Source organism: Ochrobactrum sp. SFR4, from assembly GCF_019730395.1.
GTDB lineage: Bacteria > Pseudomonadota > Alphaproteobacteria > Rhizobiales > Rhizobiaceae > Pseudochrobactrum.
Window position 1 is genome coordinate 145,322 of sequence record NZ_JAAPBB010000008.1, and the last position, 18,526, is coordinate 163,847.

General features: G+C 52.3%; 17 protein-coding genes and 1 other RNA gene. 10 read left to right on the forward strand and 8 right to left on the reverse strand.

Features of this window, described 5'->3' with window-relative positions; all coding sequences use genetic code 11:
- Window positions 1–26 precede the first annotated feature (26 nt).
- Window positions 27–1,052 carry a class I fructose-bisphosphate aldolase gene (locus HBA93_RS12065; protein ID WP_221723423.1) on the reverse strand — a complete coding sequence of 342 codons (1,026 nt, stop codon included), beginning with the start codon at window positions 1,050–1,052 and terminating at the stop codon, window positions 27–29.
- 246 nt (window positions 1,053–1,298) lie between these two features.
- Here HBA93_RS12065 and HBA93_RS12070 point away from each other — a divergent pair, with 246 nt between their 5' ends.
- Window positions 1,299–2,501: a PQQ-dependent sugar dehydrogenase gene (locus HBA93_RS12070; protein ID WP_502910105.1), complete on the forward strand. Its 1,203-nt coding sequence runs from the start codon at window positions 1,299–1,301 to the stop codon at window positions 2,499–2,501.
- A 67-nt stretch (window positions 2,502–2,568) separates the two neighbouring features.
- On the opposite strand, the gene HBA93_RS12075 is transcribed toward HBA93_RS12070, so the two are convergent.
- From HBA93_RS12075 to tkt, 3 genes are all read right to left on the reverse strand, one after another.
- On the reverse strand, window positions 2,569–3,762 hold the full coding sequence (locus HBA93_RS12075) for a phosphoglycerate kinase (protein WP_221723424.1): 1,194 nt from the start codon (window positions 3,760–3,762) through the stop codon (window positions 2,569–2,571).
- An 85-nt stretch (window positions 3,763–3,847) separates the two neighbouring features.
- Window positions 3,848–4,855: a type I glyceraldehyde-3-phosphate dehydrogenase gene (gap, locus tag HBA93_RS12080; RefSeq protein WP_075657293.1), complete on the reverse strand. Its 1,008-nt coding sequence runs from the start codon at window positions 4,853–4,855 to the stop codon at window positions 3,848–3,850.
- Window positions 4,856–4,951: 96 nt separating this feature from the next.
- Entirely contained in the window at window positions 4,952–6,937 is a 1,986-nt protein-coding gene (gene tkt, locus HBA93_RS12085) for a transketolase (protein ID WP_121994102.1), read from the reverse strand.
- A 416-nt stretch (window positions 6,938–7,353) separates the two neighbouring features.
- Here tkt and HBA93_RS12090 point away from each other — a divergent pair, with 416 nt between their 5' ends.
- The 6 genes from HBA93_RS12090 to HBA93_RS12115 all read left to right on the forward strand — a co-directional run bounded on the left by HBA93_RS12090 (window position 7,354) and on the right by HBA93_RS12115 (window position 11,176).
- On the forward strand, window positions 7,354–7,626 hold the full coding sequence (locus HBA93_RS12090; RefSeq protein WP_028233611.1) for a DUF4164 domain-containing protein: 273 nt from the start codon (window positions 7,354–7,356) through the stop codon (window positions 7,624–7,626).
- A gap of 223 nt (window positions 7,627–7,849) precedes the next feature.
- Window positions 7,850–8,215 carry a cell division protein ZapA gene (locus HBA93_RS12095; protein ID WP_221723425.1) on the forward strand — a complete coding sequence of 122 codons (366 nt, stop codon included), beginning with the start codon at window positions 7,850–7,852 and terminating at the stop codon, window positions 8,213–8,215.
- Between the two features lie 101 nt (window positions 8,216–8,316).
- A non-coding RNA gene (ssrS, locus tag HBA93_RS12100) (6S RNA) lies at window positions 8,317–8,475 on the forward strand.
- A 192-nt stretch (window positions 8,476–8,667) separates the two neighbouring features.
- Entirely contained in the window at window positions 8,668–9,258 is a 591-nt protein-coding gene (locus tag HBA93_RS12105) for a 5-formyltetrahydrofolate cyclo-ligase (RefSeq protein ID WP_122092617.1), read from the forward strand.
- A 48-nt stretch (window positions 9,259–9,306) separates the two neighbouring features.
- Window positions 9,307–10,131, forward strand: coding sequence for a TIGR00282 family metallophosphoesterase (locus HBA93_RS12110; protein ID WP_075657296.1), 825 nt, complete (start codon window positions 9,307–9,309; stop codon window positions 10,129–10,131).
- Between the two features lie 298 nt (window positions 10,132–10,429).
- Complete coding sequence (locus HBA93_RS12115; protein ID WP_121994098.1) at window positions 10,430–11,176, forward strand: TerC family protein; 747 nt, start codon at window positions 10,430–10,432, stop codon at window positions 11,174–11,176.
- 82 nt (window positions 11,177–11,258) lie between these two features.
- Here the strand turns inward: HBA93_RS12115 and HBA93_RS12120 are convergent, their stop codons facing one another.
- On the reverse strand, window positions 11,259–11,834 hold the full coding sequence (locus HBA93_RS12120; protein WP_121994097.1) for a biotin transporter BioY: 576 nt from the start codon (window positions 11,832–11,834) through the stop codon (window positions 11,259–11,261).
- A 339-nt stretch (window positions 11,835–12,173) separates the two neighbouring features.
- The gene (locus HBA93_RS12125; protein WP_353619353.1) at window positions 12,174–12,860 is read right to left on the reverse strand and encodes a GntR family transcriptional regulator; all 687 of its coding nucleotides are present in this window, start codon (window positions 12,858–12,860) and stop codon (window positions 12,174–12,176) included.
- A gap of 369 nt (window positions 12,861–13,229) precedes the next feature.
- Here HBA93_RS12125 and HBA93_RS12130 point away from each other — a divergent pair, with 369 nt between their 5' ends.
- Together HBA93_RS12130 and HBA93_RS12135 are read left to right on the forward strand one after the other, a co-directional pair.
- Entirely contained in the window at window positions 13,230–13,976 is a 747-nt protein-coding gene (locus HBA93_RS12130; RefSeq protein WP_121994096.1) for a YebC/PmpR family DNA-binding transcriptional regulator, read from the forward strand.
- A 287-nt stretch (window positions 13,977–14,263) separates the two neighbouring features.
- A complete protein-coding gene (locus HBA93_RS12135; protein ID WP_221723426.1) occupies window positions 14,264–15,049 on the forward strand; it encodes a glutamate racemase in 786 nt (261 codons plus the stop codon).
- A 129-nt stretch (window positions 15,050–15,178) separates the two neighbouring features.
- Here HBA93_RS12135 and rpmE read toward each other — a convergent pair whose 3' ends face one another.
- Complete coding sequence (gene rpmE / locus HBA93_RS12140; RefSeq protein ID WP_121994094.1) at window positions 15,179–15,400, reverse strand: 50S ribosomal protein L31; 222 nt, start codon at window positions 15,398–15,400, stop codon at window positions 15,179–15,181.
- A gap of 183 nt (window positions 15,401–15,583) precedes the next feature.
- Between rpmE and HBA93_RS12145 the strand changes: the two genes are divergently transcribed.
- Window positions 15,584–17,389 (forward strand): ABC transporter transmembrane domain-containing protein, encoded by a 1,806-nt coding sequence (locus HBA93_RS12145; protein ID WP_221723427.1) that lies wholly within the window; start codon window positions 15,584–15,586, stop codon window positions 17,387–17,389.
- Window positions 17,390–17,487: 98 nt separating this feature from the next.
- On the opposite strand, the gene HBA93_RS12150 is transcribed toward HBA93_RS12145, so the two are convergent.
- Window positions 17,488–18,516 carry a peptidoglycan -binding protein gene (locus tag HBA93_RS12150; protein WP_121994091.1) on the reverse strand — a complete coding sequence of 343 codons (1,029 nt, stop codon included), beginning with the start codon at window positions 18,514–18,516 and terminating at the stop codon, window positions 17,488–17,490.
- Window positions 18,517–18,526: the final 10 nt, after the last annotated feature.

Below are 18,526 nucleotides of genomic sequence, written 5' to 3' on the forward strand. Positions count from 1 at the left end.
GCTTTTTAATTTAATAAGAAAGCTGGTTAAGCATTCTTTTCCTGTGCTTCAGTCCATGCACCGGTCGCGGCAAGGCCGTTCATGCGGGCGCGGTGGGTGAAGGCAGCCTGTGCTGCAGGAACGTTTTCGTCTTTACCGCCCCATGCCTTGATGGCAGCAGCCTGCAGAGCGCGGCCGTAGGAGAAGGTCAGGTTCCAAGGCATATCATAACCGGCATTCATTGCGGAGAGATGTGCAGTTGCTTCAACATCCGACTGACCGCCGGAGAGGAATGCAATACCAGGAACCGCGGAAGGAACATTGGCTTTGAGAACGCGAACGGTGAGTTCAGCAACCTGTTCAACAGAAGCCTTACGGGCGTTCTTGCCGTCGATAACCATGTTTGGCTTGAGGATCATACCTTCGAGCTTAACGCGGGCATCATAGAGTTCGTTGAAAACGGTTTTCAGAACCAGATCGGTCACTTCGTAGCAACGTTCAACGGAATGGTTGCCCGGTACGCCGTCCATCAGGATTTCCGGCTCAACGATCGGCACGATACCGGCTTCCTGACACAGAGCTGCATAGCGAGCCAGTGCCTGTGCATTCTGACGAACTGCGCCCCATGTCGGCAGCTTGTCGGAAATTGCGATAACACCGCGCCATTTGGCAAAACGTGCGCCGAGTTCGTAATATTCGTTCAGGCGTTCACGCAGGCCATCAAGACCTTCGGTGATGGTTTCGTCAGCAAAACCGGCCAGAGACTTGGCACCGGTATCAACCTTGATACCTGGGATCGAGCCGGCTGCTTTGATGAGGTCTGCAAGACGAGTGCCGTCACGGGCGCTCTGGCGCAGGGTTTCATCATAGAGAATAACGCCGGAGATGTAGTTCTTCATCGCATCATCTGCACGGAACAGCATTTCGCGGTAGTCGCGGCGTGCATCTTCTGTCGAAGTCAGGTTGATGCTGTCAAAGCGCTTCTTAATTGTACCGGAGCTTTCATCGGCGGCAAGAATGCCTTTGCCTTTTGCTACCATGGCAACTGCAATATCTTCGAGACGTTCGCTCATAAAAAACTCCGTGTTAAGAAGGGCGTTGGAAATTGGTACCCAGCCGATAGCAGATGTGCCGGATAAAACAAATACTGTGCCAAGCACTTGAACCGATTGAATTAATTTTAACCGATTAAGTTCGGACAAGTTTTCTTAAAACTGGTTAAAATTACCGGATAAGTTTATCTGCACAACAGACTTGTCAACAGCCGCCGGATTGCGTTTGATACAGCCAGTCATAATCAACCGGTCAAGGGGGAGAGCGTGCTGAACGGACGCGTCAAGATTACAGGTCTGAAACATACAGGCATTCGTTGTTTTCTGGCATCTGCAATAGCAGCCGGCCTGTTCAGTTCGCCGGTTTTTGCATCCCAATCTGTTAATGCCGGTGGCCGCGCAGCGGTTGCTGAAAATCCGTTTAATGTGCAGAAAATTGCCGAATTCAATACGCCGTGGGCGATTGCTTTTTTACCGGATCAACGCCTGCTGGTAACGGAAAAAGCAGGGCATATTTTTCTGGCTGATCAGGCCGGTAAAAAGACCGAAATCAGCAATGTGCCTGCTGTGTCTTTTGAAGGACAGAACGGCCTGCTGGATATTGCTGTCTCGCCGGATTTTGCCTCTGACCGGCTGGTCTATTTTACCTATGCTGAGCCGGAACGCAGCGGGAAAGATATTGTCAGTTCGCTGGTGCTGGCACGGGCAGAATTAAGCGAAAAGGATGGTAAGGCCACACTTGATGATCTGACCGTAATGTGGCGGCAGATGCCGAAAAGCAAATGGGGGCAGCCGGGCGGCATTATCGCTTTCTCACCGGACGGAAAATATCTGTATTTAAGCTCCGGCGACCGGATGAACCCGAAAACCGCGCAAGACCCGAAACTGGCACTGGGTAAAGTGCTGCGTTTTAACCGCGACGGTTCTGTGCCACAGGATAATCCGCGTGCCGATCTGGCAGGGCAGGATGAGGATAATGCACGGGCGCTGACATGGACAACCGGCCACCGCAATCCTTACGGACTGGCTTTTGCGCCCGATGGCAAATTATGGCTGCATGAAATGGGCCCCAAAGGCGGGGATGAGCTGAACCTGATTAAACAGGGTTTAAATTACGGCTGGCCGGTCGTGTCGAATGGTACGCAATATAGTGGTGAACCGATCCCGCACCATCAGACAAGACCGGAATTTGAACCGCCGGTTGTTTATTGGACACCGGTGATTGCCCCTGCCGGACTAGCCTTTTACGAGGGCGGGTTGTTTAAAGACTGGAAAGGCTCTGCTCTGATTGGCGGTCTTGCTTCCATGGCTTTGATACGGGTTGAGTTCAAAGAGGATGGCAGTGCCGATGAAGCGGAACGCTATGATATGGAAAACCGTATCCGCGATGTGGCGATTGCCAAAGACGGTTCCGTCTATGTGATCGAAGATGATATTCCGGGGCGCCTGCTGCGTCTGACACCACGATAAGTGATCCCAGTAATGATAATTGAAAAAACCCGCTGATTTCAGCGGGCTTTTTCTTATTGTATGTGTCTTAGTGCTTTTTCAGCACGTCTACACCCGGAAGCGGTTTGCCTTCCATCCATTCAAGGAAAGCACCGCCTGCGGTGGAGACATAGGAGAAATCATCGCTGACTTTGGCGTGGTTCAGCGCTGCAACAGTATCACCACCACCGGCAACGGAAACCAGCTTGCCCTGTTTGGTGCGTTCAGCCGCATGTTTGGCTGCGGATACAGTCGCCGCATCAAAAGGATGCAGTTCAAAAGCGCCGAGCGGGCCGTTCCAGACAAGAGTGGAAGCATCGCTGATTGCCGCATTGATGCGGTCAACCGAGAGCGGGCCCACATCCAGCATCATGCCGTCATGCGGGATTGCATCCACACCATAATTCTGGTGCGGGGCATCCGCTGCAAAATGCCATGCAACCACAGCATCAACCGGCAGAATAATGGCGCAATTGGCGCTCTCCGCTTTTGCCATGATCGCACGGGCTGTATCGGCCAGATCGTGTTCGCAGAGCGATTTACCGACATTGTGGCCTTGTGCTGCAAGGAAAGTATTGGCCATACCACCGCCGATCACCAGAGCATCAACCTTTTCAACGAGGTTGGAAAGCAGGTCAATCTTGGTGGAAACTTTGGCACCGCCGACAATCGCGATTACCGGACGGGCTGGCTGGCCGAGACCTTTTTCCAGTGCTGTCAGCTCGGCTTCCATGGTCAGACCGGCAAAAGCTGGCAGAACATGCGCCAGACCTTCTGTCGAGGCATGAGCGCGGTGCGCAGCCGAGAAAGCATCATTGACATAGATATCGCCGTTGGCAGCGAGCGCCTTGACGAAATCGGCATCGTTCTTTTCTTCGCCTTTGTGAAAACGGGTGTTTTCAAGGAGCAGAACATCGCCGTCCTTCATGGCGTTAACGGCTGCAGCAGCTGCATCACCGATGCAGTCCTTTGCGAAAGCAACATGATGCTTAACGGCATGTGCCAAAGCAGGCACGATCTGTTCCAGCGAGAATTCAGCTTTGACTTCGCCTTTCGGGCGACCGAAATGAGCAAGCAGAATGACTTTGGCGCCACGTTCACGCAAAGCATTGATGGTCGGAATGATACGGTCAATACGGGTGGTATCCGAGACTTTGCCGTCCTGCATCGGTACGTTCAGGTCAACGCGGACAAGCACGCGCTTTGAAGCAACATCTGCGTCTTTAAGAGTGCGGAAATTCATATGAGGTCTCCGGTTTTTGCGGAATAAAAAAGCCGCGCGTCCAGTGAGGTCACGCGGCTTCGGCATATTTGGTCCGAGCAGATGCTTAGATCAGCTTGCCAAGCGCAACCGCAGTATCGCTCATGCGGTTTGAGAAGCCCCATTCATTGTCGTACCAGGTCAGGATGCGCACCATAGTGCCGTCCATAACTTTGGTCTGATCCATGTGGAATACGGATGAATGCGGGTTGTGGTTGAAGTCGATAGAAACCAGCGGCTCATCAGTAAAGCCGAGAATGCCTTTGAGGCGGCCATTGGCAGCTTCGCGGATTGCATTGTTGATTTCTTCAACAGTTGTGGAGCGCTTTGCTTCAAATGTCAGGTCAACAACGGAAACATTCGGGGTTGGTACGCGGATTGCAACGCCGTCGAGCTTGCCTTTGAGTTCCGGCAGAACCAGACCAACAGCTTTAGCCGCACCGGTTGAAGTCGGGATCATCGACAGGGCAGCAGCGCGGGCACGATACAGATCCTTATGCATGGTATCCAGCGTCGGCTGGTCACCGGTATAGGAGTGGATCGTGGTCATGAAGCCTTTTTCAATGCCGATTGCGTCATTGAGAACCTGAGCCACCGGTGCAAGGCAGTTGGTGGTGCAGGAAGCGTTGGAAATGACCAGATGATCTTTGCTCAGCTTGTCATGGTTGACGCCGTAAACAACGGTCAGGTCAGCATTGTCCGCAGGCGCGGAAACGATAACGCGCTTTGCACCGGCTTCCAGATGAGCAGCAGCTTTATCGCGGGTTGCGAAAATACCAGTGCATTCCAGAGCAATATCCACGCCTTCAGCTGCCCATGGCAGTTCAGCAGGATTGCGCACAGCGTGAACTTTCATCGCGCCGCGGCCAACATTGATGGTGTCGCCTTTGACAGTCACTTCTGCCGGAAAGCGGCCGTGAACGCTGTCATAGCGCAGCAGATGCGCATTGGTTTCAACCGGACCCAGATCGTTGATTGCTACAACTTCGATATCGGTACGACCCGATTCGATGATGGCGCGCAGGACGTTACGGCCGATACGACCAAAACCGTTAATAGCGACGCGAACTGCCATATTATGACTCCCGAAACTGTTCGATGTTTTTCAGTCTGCTTTTGCAGGCTGAGAGAGAAAAAGGAGTAATCAGGTCACCTGATTACTCCTGATAAATTAGCCCAGCTTGGCTTCTGCTGCGGCAACCACAGCTTCTGCAGTGATGCCGAAATGCTTGTAGAGATCATTGATCGGGCCGGAAGCGCCGAAGCCTTTCATGCCGATGAATGCGCCGTTTTCGCCGATGAAGCGTTCCCAGCCCATGGAAATTGCTGCTTCAACCGCAATACGTACCGGCGCATTGCCGATCAGTGCTTTCTGGTAGGCTGCTGTCTGGTTTTCAAACAGTTCAAAGCAAGGAACGGAAACCACGCGGGTCGGAATGCCTTTGGCTTCCAGCTGTGTGCGGGCATTGAGCGCGATTTCAACTTCGGAACCGGTGGCGAAGATGGTGACTTTTGCATCATCCGAAGCCGTTGCCAGTTCATAGGCACCATAGGCGCAGAGATTGTCATCATCGTGCTGGGTACGCACGGTCGGCAGGTTCTGACGGGTCAGAGCCAGTGTCGACGGTGTTTTGGTCGAATTCAGTGCAATCTGCCAGCATTCTGCAGTTTCAACCGCATCAGCCGGACGGAATACGAAATGGTTCGGAATAGCGCGCAATGCAGCCAGATGTTCAACCGGCTGGTGTGTCGGGCCGTCTTCACCAAGACCGATGGAATCGTGGGTCATGACATAAGCAACGCGGATGCCCATCAGTGAGGACAAACGCATGGCCGGACGCGCATAGTCGGAGAAGCAGAGGAAGGTGCCGGAATAAGGGATAACACCGCCATGCAGCGCCATACCGTTCATTGCAGCGGACATACCAAGCTCACGGATACCGTAATGGACGAAACGGCCATGGTAATTATCCGGTGTAATCGGCTTGGTCTGCGAGGTCAGCGTGTTGTTGGAGCCGGTAAGGTCAGCGGAGCCGCCGATGGTTTCCGGTACAACACCGTTGATAACTTCCAGAGCCATTTCCGAAGATTTACGGGTGGCAACCTTCGGCTTATCTTCCGAGAGTTTTTTCTTATAGTCGATGATCGCCTGATCGAAGGCGCTTGGCAGATCGCCGCGCATACGGCGTTCAAATTCTGCACGAACCGATGCGTCAGCGGCAGCAAAGCGCTTTTCCCATTCGATACGCTTCTTTGCGGAGTTCAGACCGGCCAGACGCCATGCATCAAGCACATCCTGCGGGACAACAAATGGCTCATATTCCCAGCCGAGTGCCTTACGGGTGGCCGCAATTTCTTCTGCGCCGAGCGGCGAACCGTGAACCTTGCTGGTGCCTGCCTTATGCGGCGAACCAAAACCAATGGTGGTTTTGCAAGCAATCATGGTCGGCTTGTCAGAAGCTTTGGCAAATTCAATAGCCTTGGCGATTGCATCCTGATCGTGACCGTCAACTTTCAGCGTGTTCCAGCCGGAAGCTTCAAAGCGGGCGCACTGATTGGTAGAATCGGACAGGGAGATCGGACCGTCGATGGAGATGTTATTGTCATCCCAGAGAACGATCAGACGGTTCAGCTTGAGGTGGCCGGCCAGCGAAATGGCTTCCTGGCTGATACCTTCCATCAGGCAGCCGTCACCAACCAGAACATAGGTGTGGTGGTTTACGAGCGCGTCACCGAATTCTGCATTCAGAATACGTTCTGCCAGTGCCATACCAACGCCATTGGCAATACCCTGACCGAGCGGACCGGTCGTGGTTTCAATACCGGCAGCATGGCCGAATTCCGGATGACCTGCGGTGCGGTGACCGAGCTGACGGAAATTTTTGATTTCGTCGAGCGTGATGTCTTCATAGCCGGTCAGATACATCAGGGAATAAAGCAGCATCGAGCCGTGACCTGCGGACAGGACAAAACGGTCACGGTCAGGCCATGTGGTGTTCTGCGGGTCATGGGACATGAAGCGGGTGTAAAGCGTGGTCGCAATGTCAGCTGCGCCCATCGGCAGGCCCGGATGGCCAGAATTGGCTTTTTCTACTGCATCCACAGACAGGAAGCGGATTGCGTTGGCCATCTGGTTCTGTTTATCGGAATTACTCATGGTTTCAGCTGTCTTTCCTGTGGTGCCTGCAGAATGTGTAAAGAGCTGTTAGCCTCAGACATCGGCAGATTTGTGAGCATTAGGACATAACTTGCAGTAAAAAGATAAAAAGAGCTCTGCTGCAAGGGTTGGCGACACATAACATTTGCATGAAGAGAGTCAACAAAGCGCTGGCATTCTGCACGCATAACAGGGGATTTCAGGCCTGCATGCGACACAGTGTGCGTGCTTAAAACGGTTGAAGTTACAACTGGGCTTGTCAAACGCTGTTGTAATTATGGTGTATGAGTTAACGCCTTTGTGTGACATTTGTTGCTTCACAGCATTGTGCTTATTAAAGTGATGGCAAATCTGCCGCTTCCGGCATGACGATTCGGCCTTATTTTGAAAAGCCGTTATCGGCAAAGGGAAAGAATATGGCTTCAGAAATTACGCTCAGACAGGCGATTGAACAACTGGAAAAAGCAATGACAACTCTTGAGCAGGCTGTTGAATTACGGCTTGAAAAAGAGGGGGACTTTGTGGAAGCGGAAGAAGAAGTGCAGCGTATGAATGCTGACCGCTCCAAACTGGCACAGGAACTTGATTTGTCTGAGGCTCGTGCCGAACGGCTGGAGACGGCCAATCGTGAAGTCTCGCGGCGGCTGGTAACAGCCATGGAAACAATCCGCACGGTTCTCGATCGTTAAAGCATTTCACAGTCAAGTTCATGAACTTGGACATTCTTGATTTAGTCAAGTTCAATCAGTTCGACGGCAGTGACAATGCGATAGAATAAAGAGTCCAGAGCGAGCACTCTGCTCCAATCTGGGCATAAACCGCTCTAAGATGCTTGCCGGACAAAATTTAGCAGCTATTTATATTCTATAGCTTGCACGGCAAAATAATAAAAAACGGCAGAACGGAGGTCCCATGGCTACAGTAACAGTGACAATCGATGGCAAAGCCTATCGTATGGCCTGTGACGAGGGGCAGGAAGAGCATCTTTCCGGTCTGGCTGATCGTTTTGACCAGTATGTCATGCATCTCAAAGGCTCATTCGGTGAAATCGGTGATCTGCGCCTGACCGTTATGGCGGGTATCATGGTGATGGACGAGCTGGCCGAATTGCAAAAGCGCTTGCAGGGGCTGGAAAATGAAGCGGAAACGCTGCGTCGCTCCCGCGATGATGCCTTGTCCCGCGCCGATAAAAGCGACAGCGCTTTGACGCAGGCAGTGGCACGTGCAGCCCAGCAGATTGAAGGTCTGGCTAAAAAAATTGCACCACGCGGCAATTGATCGGGTAGCTCTGATTGATTGTGATGAGTTGAATAAAAAAAATCTGTATTCGCGAGAATGCCCTCTGGTACAGCGGCATCAGAATCCCTATAATAAATACAGGCGTACTGCTCTTCACGACAGAAGGTTTAACATCCCCGGGGCCTTATTGATCTCTAAGGGAACTGTCCCTGAGGAGGCTCGAGGGCTTCTTCATATGGTGCCCACCTACGTTGTAGGTTCCCGGGATCAATCGCTTCATCGGTCGCTGTGGTTCGCCGCTCTTCCTTTTTCACATTTGCCTTTTTTCGCGTCTTTCTGTTTTATTCGGAAAGAGGCGTTTAGAGCATAATTCCTTAAACTTGGATCAGTTTAAGGTGAAATTATGCTCTAATTTTAAAGTGTTAGAGCGACCTTTGTGTGCCAAGTCTGGCACACGGCGCTCTAGGTGTGTGAAGTAAAGGAAAAAGAGCATGGCGGATGGTGATCTGAAAATGCAGAAGGCCGATTTGCGAAAATCTGTTCTGCAGGCACGCAATGCTCTCCCTGAAATTTTCCGTAACACTGCTTCTGAGACCATTGTTCAGAACTTTCTGAACGGCATAACTCTGCCTGAGAAGGCCTGTGTCTCCGGTTTCTGGCCGATCCGCTCGGAAATTGATCCGCGGCCGCTGATGCGGGTGCTTGAAGCGCGCGGCATGACGCTTTGTGTGCCGGCGATTTTGGATAAGCAGACTATTGAATTCCGCTCTCTGTCTTTTGGGGATGCACTGGTTGAGACGGGCTTTGGTACAATGGGGCCACCGGCAGATGCGCCGGTTGTTGATCCGGATATTATGCTGATTCCGCTGGCGGCATTTGACCGGGCAGGTAACCGGATCGGCTATGGTGCAGGCTATTATGACCGTGCAATTGCAGCTTTACACCATAAAAATAAGCATCCGCTGCTGATAGGTGTTGCGTTTGATGCCCAACGGGTAGATCACATAGCCCATGAGCCGCATGATGTGGCATTGAATTATATTCTGACTGAAACCGGACTTATTGCGGCATCGCCAGTGTGATATTTGCGTGATATTTGCGGAAAATCCAAAAGCAGGTTTGAAGGATCTATGCGTTTTCTTTTCTTGGGTGATATGGTTGGCCGCTCCGGCCGCACAGCAGTTTTTGAAAAATTACCGGGTCTGATTTCTGATCTGAAACTGGATTTTGTCGTCGTTAATGGTGAAAATGCTGCCGGTGGCTTCGGGGTGACGGAAGAAATCTTCCATGAGACCATTCGTGCCGGTGCTGATGTCATGACCACCGGCAACCATGTCTGGGATCAGCGCGAGGCTCTGGACTTCTCCCGCCGCGAAGATCGCTTTTTGCGCCCTGCCAATTTTCCGAAAGGCACTGCGGGTAAAGGTTCCGGTCTTTATATTGCTAAAAACGGTGCACGTGTGCTGGTCGCCAATATTATGGGGCGCGTTTTCATGCATCCCGATCTGGATGATCCGTTTAAGGCCGGTGAGGAAATTCTCGGAGCCTGCCCGCTTGGTGAACAGGCAGATGCGGTGATCTTTGATTTCCACGCGGAAGCCACCAGTGAAAAACAGTGTTTCGGCCATTTTGTTGATGGTCGCGCCAGTCTGGTTGTGGGAACACATACCCATGTACCGACCGCTGACTGCCAGATTCTGACCAATGGTACAGCCTATATGTCAGATGCCGGTATGTGCGGTGATTATGATTCATCGCTGGGTATGGATAAAGAAGAGCCGCTCAACCGCTTCCTCTCTAAAGTGCCGAAGGGGCGCTTTGAGGCTGCCAGCGGCCCTGCAACTATCAGCGGCATCGGAGTTGAAATCTCAGATCGCACAGGTCTGGCAGAAAAGGCGGCACCTCTGCGCATCGGGCCACGGCTTGAAGAAACGATCCCGTCTTTCTGGCGTTAAAATCGAACTTGTATTGAGTAAAAATGTTCAGACCCGCATCTTTTATCGGAGGTGCGGGTTTTGTTTAGCTGAATATGCGAAATATTTCAGGTAGAAATAAAATGTTGGGCTTCTGTTTTATTGAAAAACAAACATTCTTTTCCCATGTGCTTTTTTCGTGATTTCAAGAGATTGCGGGATATCTCGTTTTAGTTCAGCTTGATCTTTGTCCGATAAGGGCAGGTTTATGTTTCAAGACGCGATTTCATTATTAATGCAGCAGATGCATCAACACTTGTTCGACGCAAAGGGCGCCTGAATGGAATTTTTCGCTGAGTATTTTGGTTTTTTAAACAGCCCTGCGGGATGGGCTGCTCTGATCACATTGCTGGTCATGGAAATTGTTCTCGGTATTGATAATCTTATTTTTATTTCCATTCTCACCAATAAACTGCCTGAACATCAGCAGGCCAAAGCCCGTCGTATCGGTATTGGCGCTGCGCTGATCCTGCGTCTCGGCCTGCTTTTCACAATTTCTATCATCGTGCAGATGAAAGATCCGGTGATTGAAGCCTTCGGTCATGCTTTCTCATGGCGCGATATTATTCTGATTGCCGGTGGTCTGTTTCTTGTCTGGAAGGCGACCAAAGAAATTCACCATACAGTTGATCCAAATGATGGTCATGAAGCCGGTGCCGGTAAAGTGGTAATGCTGAGCATGGGTGCTGCCATTACGCAGATCCTGTTGCTTGATCTGGTATTCTCGGTTGACAGTATCATCACTGCGGTTGGTATGACTGATGAGATCGTTATCATGGTCATCGCTGTTGTTGGTGCTGTAACTGTAATGTTGCTGGCTGCTGATCCGCTGTCACGCTTTATCGGTAAGAACCCGACTATTGTCATGCTGGCGCTGGGTTTCCTGCTGATGATCGGTATGACGCTGATTGCCGACGGCTTTGGCTTCCATGTGCCAAAAGGCTATATCTATGCCGCTATGGGTTTCTCGGCGCTGGTCGAAATCCTGAATATGCTGGCACGCCGCCGTAATAAGCCTGCTGAGTAAATCAGTATAAAATCCGCGTATGAAAAAGCCCCGTTGCAGTGATCTGCAACGGGGCTTTTACTTTTTCCAGGCTCAAAAGCTATTAAGCGTCTTTACGGAAAGAGGCTTTCAGGATCGAGGCGCCGAGTGCGGATTTGATCAGTGCGCCGATCAGGAATGGTGTAACGCCGACCAGTACAGCTTTTTCAACACCGATTGTCAGGCTCAGCCAGGCTGCGCCGAGAACCAGAGCCAGAATATTGGCGGTCAGGAAAACGGCGAAAGCTTTTGGCAGGCTGCTGCCGTTCCAGCCACGCTCAGCCAGGTAGCCGGTAAGGGCTGCGATAACAGGGAATGCAAACAGGTAGCCGGCTGTCGGGCCCGCGAAAGCTGCCAGAGTGCCGTTGCCGCCGGCGAGAACCGGCATGCCCATTGCTGCTTCACCGAGCCATGCAAGCACGGTCAGTGCGCCAAGACGCCAGCCATAGAGTGCGCCGATCAGCGGTACAACCAGTGTCTGCAGGGTGATTGGTACCGGCAGCATAGGCACTGTGATCTGGGAGGTCAGTGCGAGAATCATGGTGCCGGAAATGACAGCAAACAATTTCATGGCTGCGCTGCGATTGCCGAGATTGAGCGGGCTGAAAGCCGGTTTGCGAACTGCATGTGCGAGAGACATGAAAAGCTCCTTATAGCATGGTGTGTATTCAAGTGATCTTATCGGACAACACGATCATGCGATAAATAAAAACTAAGAGCGGGTGCAGCGGGTAAAATGAAATGCGACACACTCTGGTGAAATTATAGATAGTTTGCAATGTGCATCTATCGTAAAAATCATTAGGTCAATTTATACGACTTGGCCAGACAGAATTGTCGTAAAATTGTTTATAAACGGGTCGTAGACAGAGCCGGGTTGAGCTTATGCATTGCATGAAGCGGGTTTAAGTATTTGCACCCGTTCAGAGGCTTATGAATTGATATATTTTATAGATAATTTATGCGGAACTGGTTTTATTTAACCGACAATTGCAAAGGCATCACGCACTTTGCCCGACGGGCTGGTAATCGGCTTACGCCCGATCCACTGAACATGGCGGGTGAGAATATTCGCTGCCTGCTCCACATCGCCGTCCCGCAGTGCTGCAAGAATAGCCAGATGATCATGATCGGTACGGGCTTCCCATTCCGCACGCCATGAGACGAACAGAAAGCGTGCGCTGGCATCATGCAAATCATCAATCGTTGCCAGCAGACGCGGCATGGCGCAAGGCGTGATCAGCAGGCGGTGAAATTTGCGGTTGGCTGCTTCCCATGAACGCACATCGCGGGAGTTATCTCCGGCATGGGTGGCTTCCTCCGCTTCATCCAGAATGGCGCGGGTCAGATGCGGTGCGGCATGGCGCAGTGCCAGCACTTCCAGCGCTGCACGCATTTCGGCAACCTCACGGATTTCTGCGAGCGAAAAAGAAGCGACACGCACACCACGGCGCGGCTCAGACACGGCAAGCCCCTGCGCTTCAAGACGGCGAAAAGCCTCGCGCACCGGTACATGGCTGGTGCCGAACTCATCGGCAATGTGATCCTGACGCAGTTTTGCACCCGGTTCCAGCTCACCGGCGATGATGCGCTGCGACAGAATCTTGCTGATCTGTGCGGCTATCGTGTCGTTTTTCTGTCGCGGTGCGGCTGGCTGTTCGGTCACGTCAATCTATATCCGGTTTAACGGGCAGTTTCAGAGCTTGCCCGTGGATAGAGCATTCTGAGTTTCAAATAAAGGTTTGAGAATGAGCTTAATGCCAGGGATGCGGCATAATATATTCACATTATTGATAAGGTGCATATCAGACCCTGTCCAGTTGCAGCGCCCGGAACCGGCGTAAAAAACTATCATCAGCAATGAAAAGACGATATTATAGCTGCCTGCAAAGAAGTGCGGTGTGGTGTGGCTGGACGTGGCGCACCATTTTCCTTATAAAGCGCACATTCCGCAGGGATGAATGCGGATGCCTCGCTCTTGCTGCGCCGCATATTCAATCCCGTGCCCAAATTTTAGAACCTGAACAGGGGTGCTATGGCCGGCCATTCACAGTTTAAAAATATTATGCACCGCAAAGGCAGACAGGATGCCATGCGGTCGAAAATGTTCTCCAAGCTTGCACGCGAAATTACCGTTGCAGCCAAGCAGGGTCTGCCTGATCCGACGATGAATGCGCGTTTGCGTCTGGCAATTCAGAACGCTAAAGCGCAGTCCATGCCAAAGGACAATATCGAGCGCGCGATCAAAAAAGCTGCTGGTGCCGATTCCGAGAACTATGATGAAGTACGCTACGAAGGCTACGGCCCGGGTGGTGTGGCCGTTATCGTTGAGGCACTGACAGACAACCGCAACCGTACCGCATCGAATGTGCGCGCTGCTTTCACCAAATCCGGCGGTGCGCTGGGGGAAACCGGCTCCGTGGGCTTCATGTTCTCCCGTGTTGGCGAGATCGTTTATAAGCCGGCTGCCGGCGATGCTGACACCGTTATGGAAGCAGGGATCGAAGCCGGTGCTGAAGACGTGCAGTCTGATGAAGAAGGTCACGTTATTATCTGTGCTTTTGAAGATCTCGGTGAAGTTTCCAAAGCGCTTGAAGCAGCACTTGGCGAAGCTGAATCCATCAAGGCAGTCTGGAAGCCGCAAACTTCAGCTCCGGTTGATGAAGAAAGGGCGCAGTCCGTTCTGCGTCTGATTTCGACACTGGAAGACGATGATGATGTGCAGAACGTCTACGCCAATTTTGAAGTCAGCGAAGAAGTGCTGGCCAAGCTGAGCGTATAATTTAGCATCCTTGCTCAATATAAAAACCTCCGGCAGCTGACGTTGCCGGAGGTTTTTCTTTTTGTGCCATATAATCGTCCTGTTGACCTTGGCAGGTAAAATCGGGACACTAAATTGATAGAGCATATCCGGGATGGGCTGGAGCATTTCACCGTCAGGTTGAATAATTTGATGGCAGTGAAATGCGACAACTCAAAGAATCGAGAGCGGGTGCTGAGATCCAATCCGGATGTAAATCGCTTTGGAAGCGGACACCGTTCCGCAATACGGAAACGGGAGAATAATCTATGCACAGACCGATTGCTGTTTTTGATTCCGGTATCGGCAGTTATGCTGTCGTTGCGGAAATACGCAACCGTTTGCCGCATCAGGATATTATTTATTTTGCTGACCGTGCCAGTTTTCCCTATGGCGGCAAAAGCCGCGCTGAACTGATTCAGGTGATGCGTCGCACGATTGATTATCTCTCGGGCTTCAATCCTTGTGCGATTGTCATTGCTTCCAATGCGCCGTCGATCATGGTGCTGGAGGAGCTCAGTCAGGATATTCATCTGCCGCTTTTTGGCGTCTATCCGCCTCTGCGTGAAGCATGGGGATTATCCCATAGCGGGCAAGTCGGGATCATGGGCGTTCAGTCGCTGGTGGAAAGCCCGATGATCGGTGAATTCGTGGCTGAACACAGTGCTTACAGTGACCGTGTGGCGCTGATTAATGCCTCGCCGATGGTGGAGTTGGTAGAATCAGGTGAGTTTCTGTTTGCACCGGAGAAAACACAGGCAGCGGTTGATGCATTTCTGGCGCAGGTTTTTGCTAAATATCCGGAGATTGATGTGCTGACCCTTTCCAGCACACATCTGCCATGGTTGCGCCGGTTTTTCGAAAATGCCCGTCCGCAGTGCCATTTTCTCGACCCCGCCAAAGATATGGTTTCAAGGATCGGGCAGGGCACTAAGGGGCAGGGGAAAATCCGCGCATTGGTGACGGAAGATGAGCGCTACGATCTGGCGACATTCCGCCGGATGCTTAGTGCGATTGGCGTGGATATTCCTCTGGAACCGGTGCGGCCTTATTAGAACCTGGTGCATTTCCAGCAAAAGTGGGAACCGGTTTTGCGTAAGGTAAATGCGCAAAAAACAAAGAGGCCGGCCATAAAAAAAGCTCCGCATTGCGGAGCTTTTTTAATTTCATCAAGAAGCCGGGAATTAGATACCCAGATTGCCGAAGCGATTCTTGAACTTGGTAACGCGGCCACCGCGGTCCATCAGCTGCTGGTTGCCGCCGGTCCATGCCGGATGGCTCAAAGGATCGATATCGAGGTTCATCGTATCGCCTTCTTTACCCCAGGTGGAGCGTGTGAAGTATTCAGTACCATCGGTCATAACAACTTTGATGGTGTGGTAATCCGGATGAATGTCTGCTTTCATAGTCAGCTTCCTGAAAGGTTTATGGCATTTAGCCACGCTCCGGCCATCACCGGAACTGCGGCAGATACGCCCACTTGTCTCATTGAAGCTGCAGACAATACGGCTACGGCTTCCAAAAGGGTTGGGGAGCCTATACATCAGGCAGCAGCTAATAACAAGGGCGCAATATAGCAAGCAAGCAGAATGACAGCGACGAATTTACAAAACAAAGCGGTTTCTGAGGCCGGGAGCGGTAAAAAGCCAAGCCGGTCCTTAAAGCCGCTGGCGCGAATCTTTCCATACGTCCGTCAATATCCCCGCTCAGTTGCCGGTGCGCTGGTTGCATTGGTCACTGCCGCAATGGCGACCTTGGTTCTGCCGGTGGCTGTGCGCAGCTTGCTGGATAACGGGTTGATATCGGCTTCGAGCAGCCTGGTTGATACATCTTTTGCTGCTCTAATGGTTCTGGCTGCGGTGCTAGCTGTGGCCTCTGCTGCACGCTATTATTTCGTGATTACGCTGGGGGAGCGCATCGTTGCTGACCTGCGGCGCGATGTTTTTGCCCATGTTACCCGTCTTTCGCCTGCTTTTTTTGATGAAGTGCAGTCCGGAGAGATTGTTTCCCGTCTGACAGCCGATACAACACAAGTGAAATCTGCGGTCGGCGCCACGGCTTCTATTGCTTTGCGCAATCTGATTCTGGTGATTGGTGCGGTGGTTATGATGGTGGTCACCAGTCCTAAATTATCGGCACTGGTACTGGCCGCTATTCCGCTCATCGTATTGCCGCTGGTGGCCTTTGGCCGCTCTGTCCGCCGCCGTTCGCGCCGTGCGCAGGATGAGCTGGCGCTGGCGACTGCCTATGCGGGAGAAAAAATTGCCGCAGTGCGCACCGTACAGGCTTTTACCCATGAAGCACCGGCGATTGCGCATTATACCGGCGCGGTTGATCACGCTTATGATGCGGCACAGCAATCGATTCTCTCCCGCTCAATCCTGACGGCTTTTGCAATCTTCATCATCTTCGCCAGTGTTGTGGCCGTGCTTTGGTTCGGCTCCCATGATGTGATGAACGGCCGGATGTCTGCAGGCACGTTGGGGCAGTTTCTGATTTATGCAGTGGTGGCGGCAGGTTCTCTTGGTGCTTTGTCAGAAGTCTGGGCGGAACTGGCACAGGCTGCCGGTGCGGCGGAGCGGCTGGTGGAATTGCTGAATGAAGAATCAGCTGTCGCTTCACCGGCACAGCCGGTCAGACTTATCCGTGCTGAAGGCCGCGTTGAATTTTCCCATGTGGAGTTTGCTTATCCGACACGACCGGAGCACCAAGCCCTTCACGATATGAGCTTTGTGATTGAACCGGGCAAGACTGTTGCGATTGTCGGTGCCTCCGGTGCCGGTAAATCGACACTGATCGCCTTGCTGCTGCGTTATTATGATCCGTTGCAGGGGAAAATCCTGCTGGATGGTAAGGATCTGCGGCAATTGTCGCTGGATGATCTGCGCGGCAATATTGCGCTTGTACCGCAGGATGTGACGATTTTTGCTGCCAGTATTCGTGAAAATATCGCTTTCGGACGACCGGATGCCAGTGATGCGGAAATTGAAGCTGCCGCAAAGGCTGCGCAGGCACATGAATTTATCATGGCGCTTGAAGGTGGCTATGATGCACCGGTCGGTGAACGCGGTGTAATGCTCTCCGGTGGCCAGCGTCAGCGTATTGCCATTGCCCGCGCTTTGCTGCGGGATGCGCCGGTGCTGTTGCTCGATGAAGCGACTTCGGCACTGGATGCGCAGAGTGAAATGCTGGTGCAGAAAGCGCTGGAACATCTGATGCAGGGGCGCACGACACTGGTGATCGCGCATCGCTTGGCAACCGTGCTGAAGGCGGATCATATTCTGGTTATGGATCAGGGGCGCATTGTTGAGCAGGGCACCCATGCAAGCCTGAGCCAGTCCGGCGGGATTTATGCCCGCCTTGCCAGCCTGCAGTTTCAGCAGGCGGTAAATTAACAAAGCCTGCAGTTTCAGCAGGCGTAAACTAAAAAAATAGTTGCAATTTCAGCAAACGCATTGAAATGAAAAAGCCCCGTTTAAAACGGGGCTTTTTGTTATCTTTCAGTCAGTTTCAGCTCGATACGCCGGTTGCGGCTGCGGGCATCGGAACTGTCGTCAGCTTCCAAAGGCTGATACTCACCAAAACCGGCAGCAACCAGACGATTTGCCGGTACGCCATTGGCAATCAGGAATTTAACTACCGCCGTTGCACGCGCTGAGGATAGTTCCCAGTTGTCGCGATAACGGCCTGTGCCGGAGAGCGGCACATTATCCGTATGCCCGTCCACACGCAGCACCCAGTTGATATCGTCCGGTATTTCCTTGTTCAGTTCCACTACCGCATCGGCAAGTTTTTTCATTTCAATCAGGCCTTGCGGATTGATATCTGCCGAACCGGTCGGGAACAGAACTTCTGACTGGAAGACGAAGCGGTCACCGACAATGCGGATATTTTCACGATCGGAGAGAATCTCACGCAAGCGTCCGAAGAAGTCCGAGCGGTAACGGTTTAGCTCCTGCACACGCTGGGCAAGTGCCACATTCAGCCTTTTGCCGAGATCGGCGATCTTGGTATTGGATTCGCGGTCACGGGCCTCGGATGCATTGAGTGCGTCTTCCAGCGCACCGATCTGGCGGCGCAGGGCTGCGATCTGCTGATTAAGCAATTCAACTTGCGACAAGGCTCGTGCGCTGACTTGTTTTTCCGCATCCAGCGTAGCAGACAACTCACCGGCACGTTGCTCCGCAGCCGCACCGGAACCACCGGAGGACAGCAGGCTTTGCAGGCGGGATTTTTCATTTTCAGCAGCGGTGAGCGAAGCCTGAAGACCGGCCAGAGTATCTTCCAGATCCTGCCCCTTGCCGCGTTCCAGCGACAAAAGCTCGGTCAGTTCGCTGATCTGGCTGTTGAGCCGGTTCAGCACGGAATCCTTGTTATTGACTTCTTGTGACAGCAGAAACTGCATCAGCACAAAGACGGACAGCAGGAACATGATCGCCAAAAGCAATGTGGACAGGGCGTCAACAAAGCCCGGCCAGTAATCCACTTGGCGTTCACTGCGGCGGTTGCGGGATAAGGCCATCGGTTCTGCC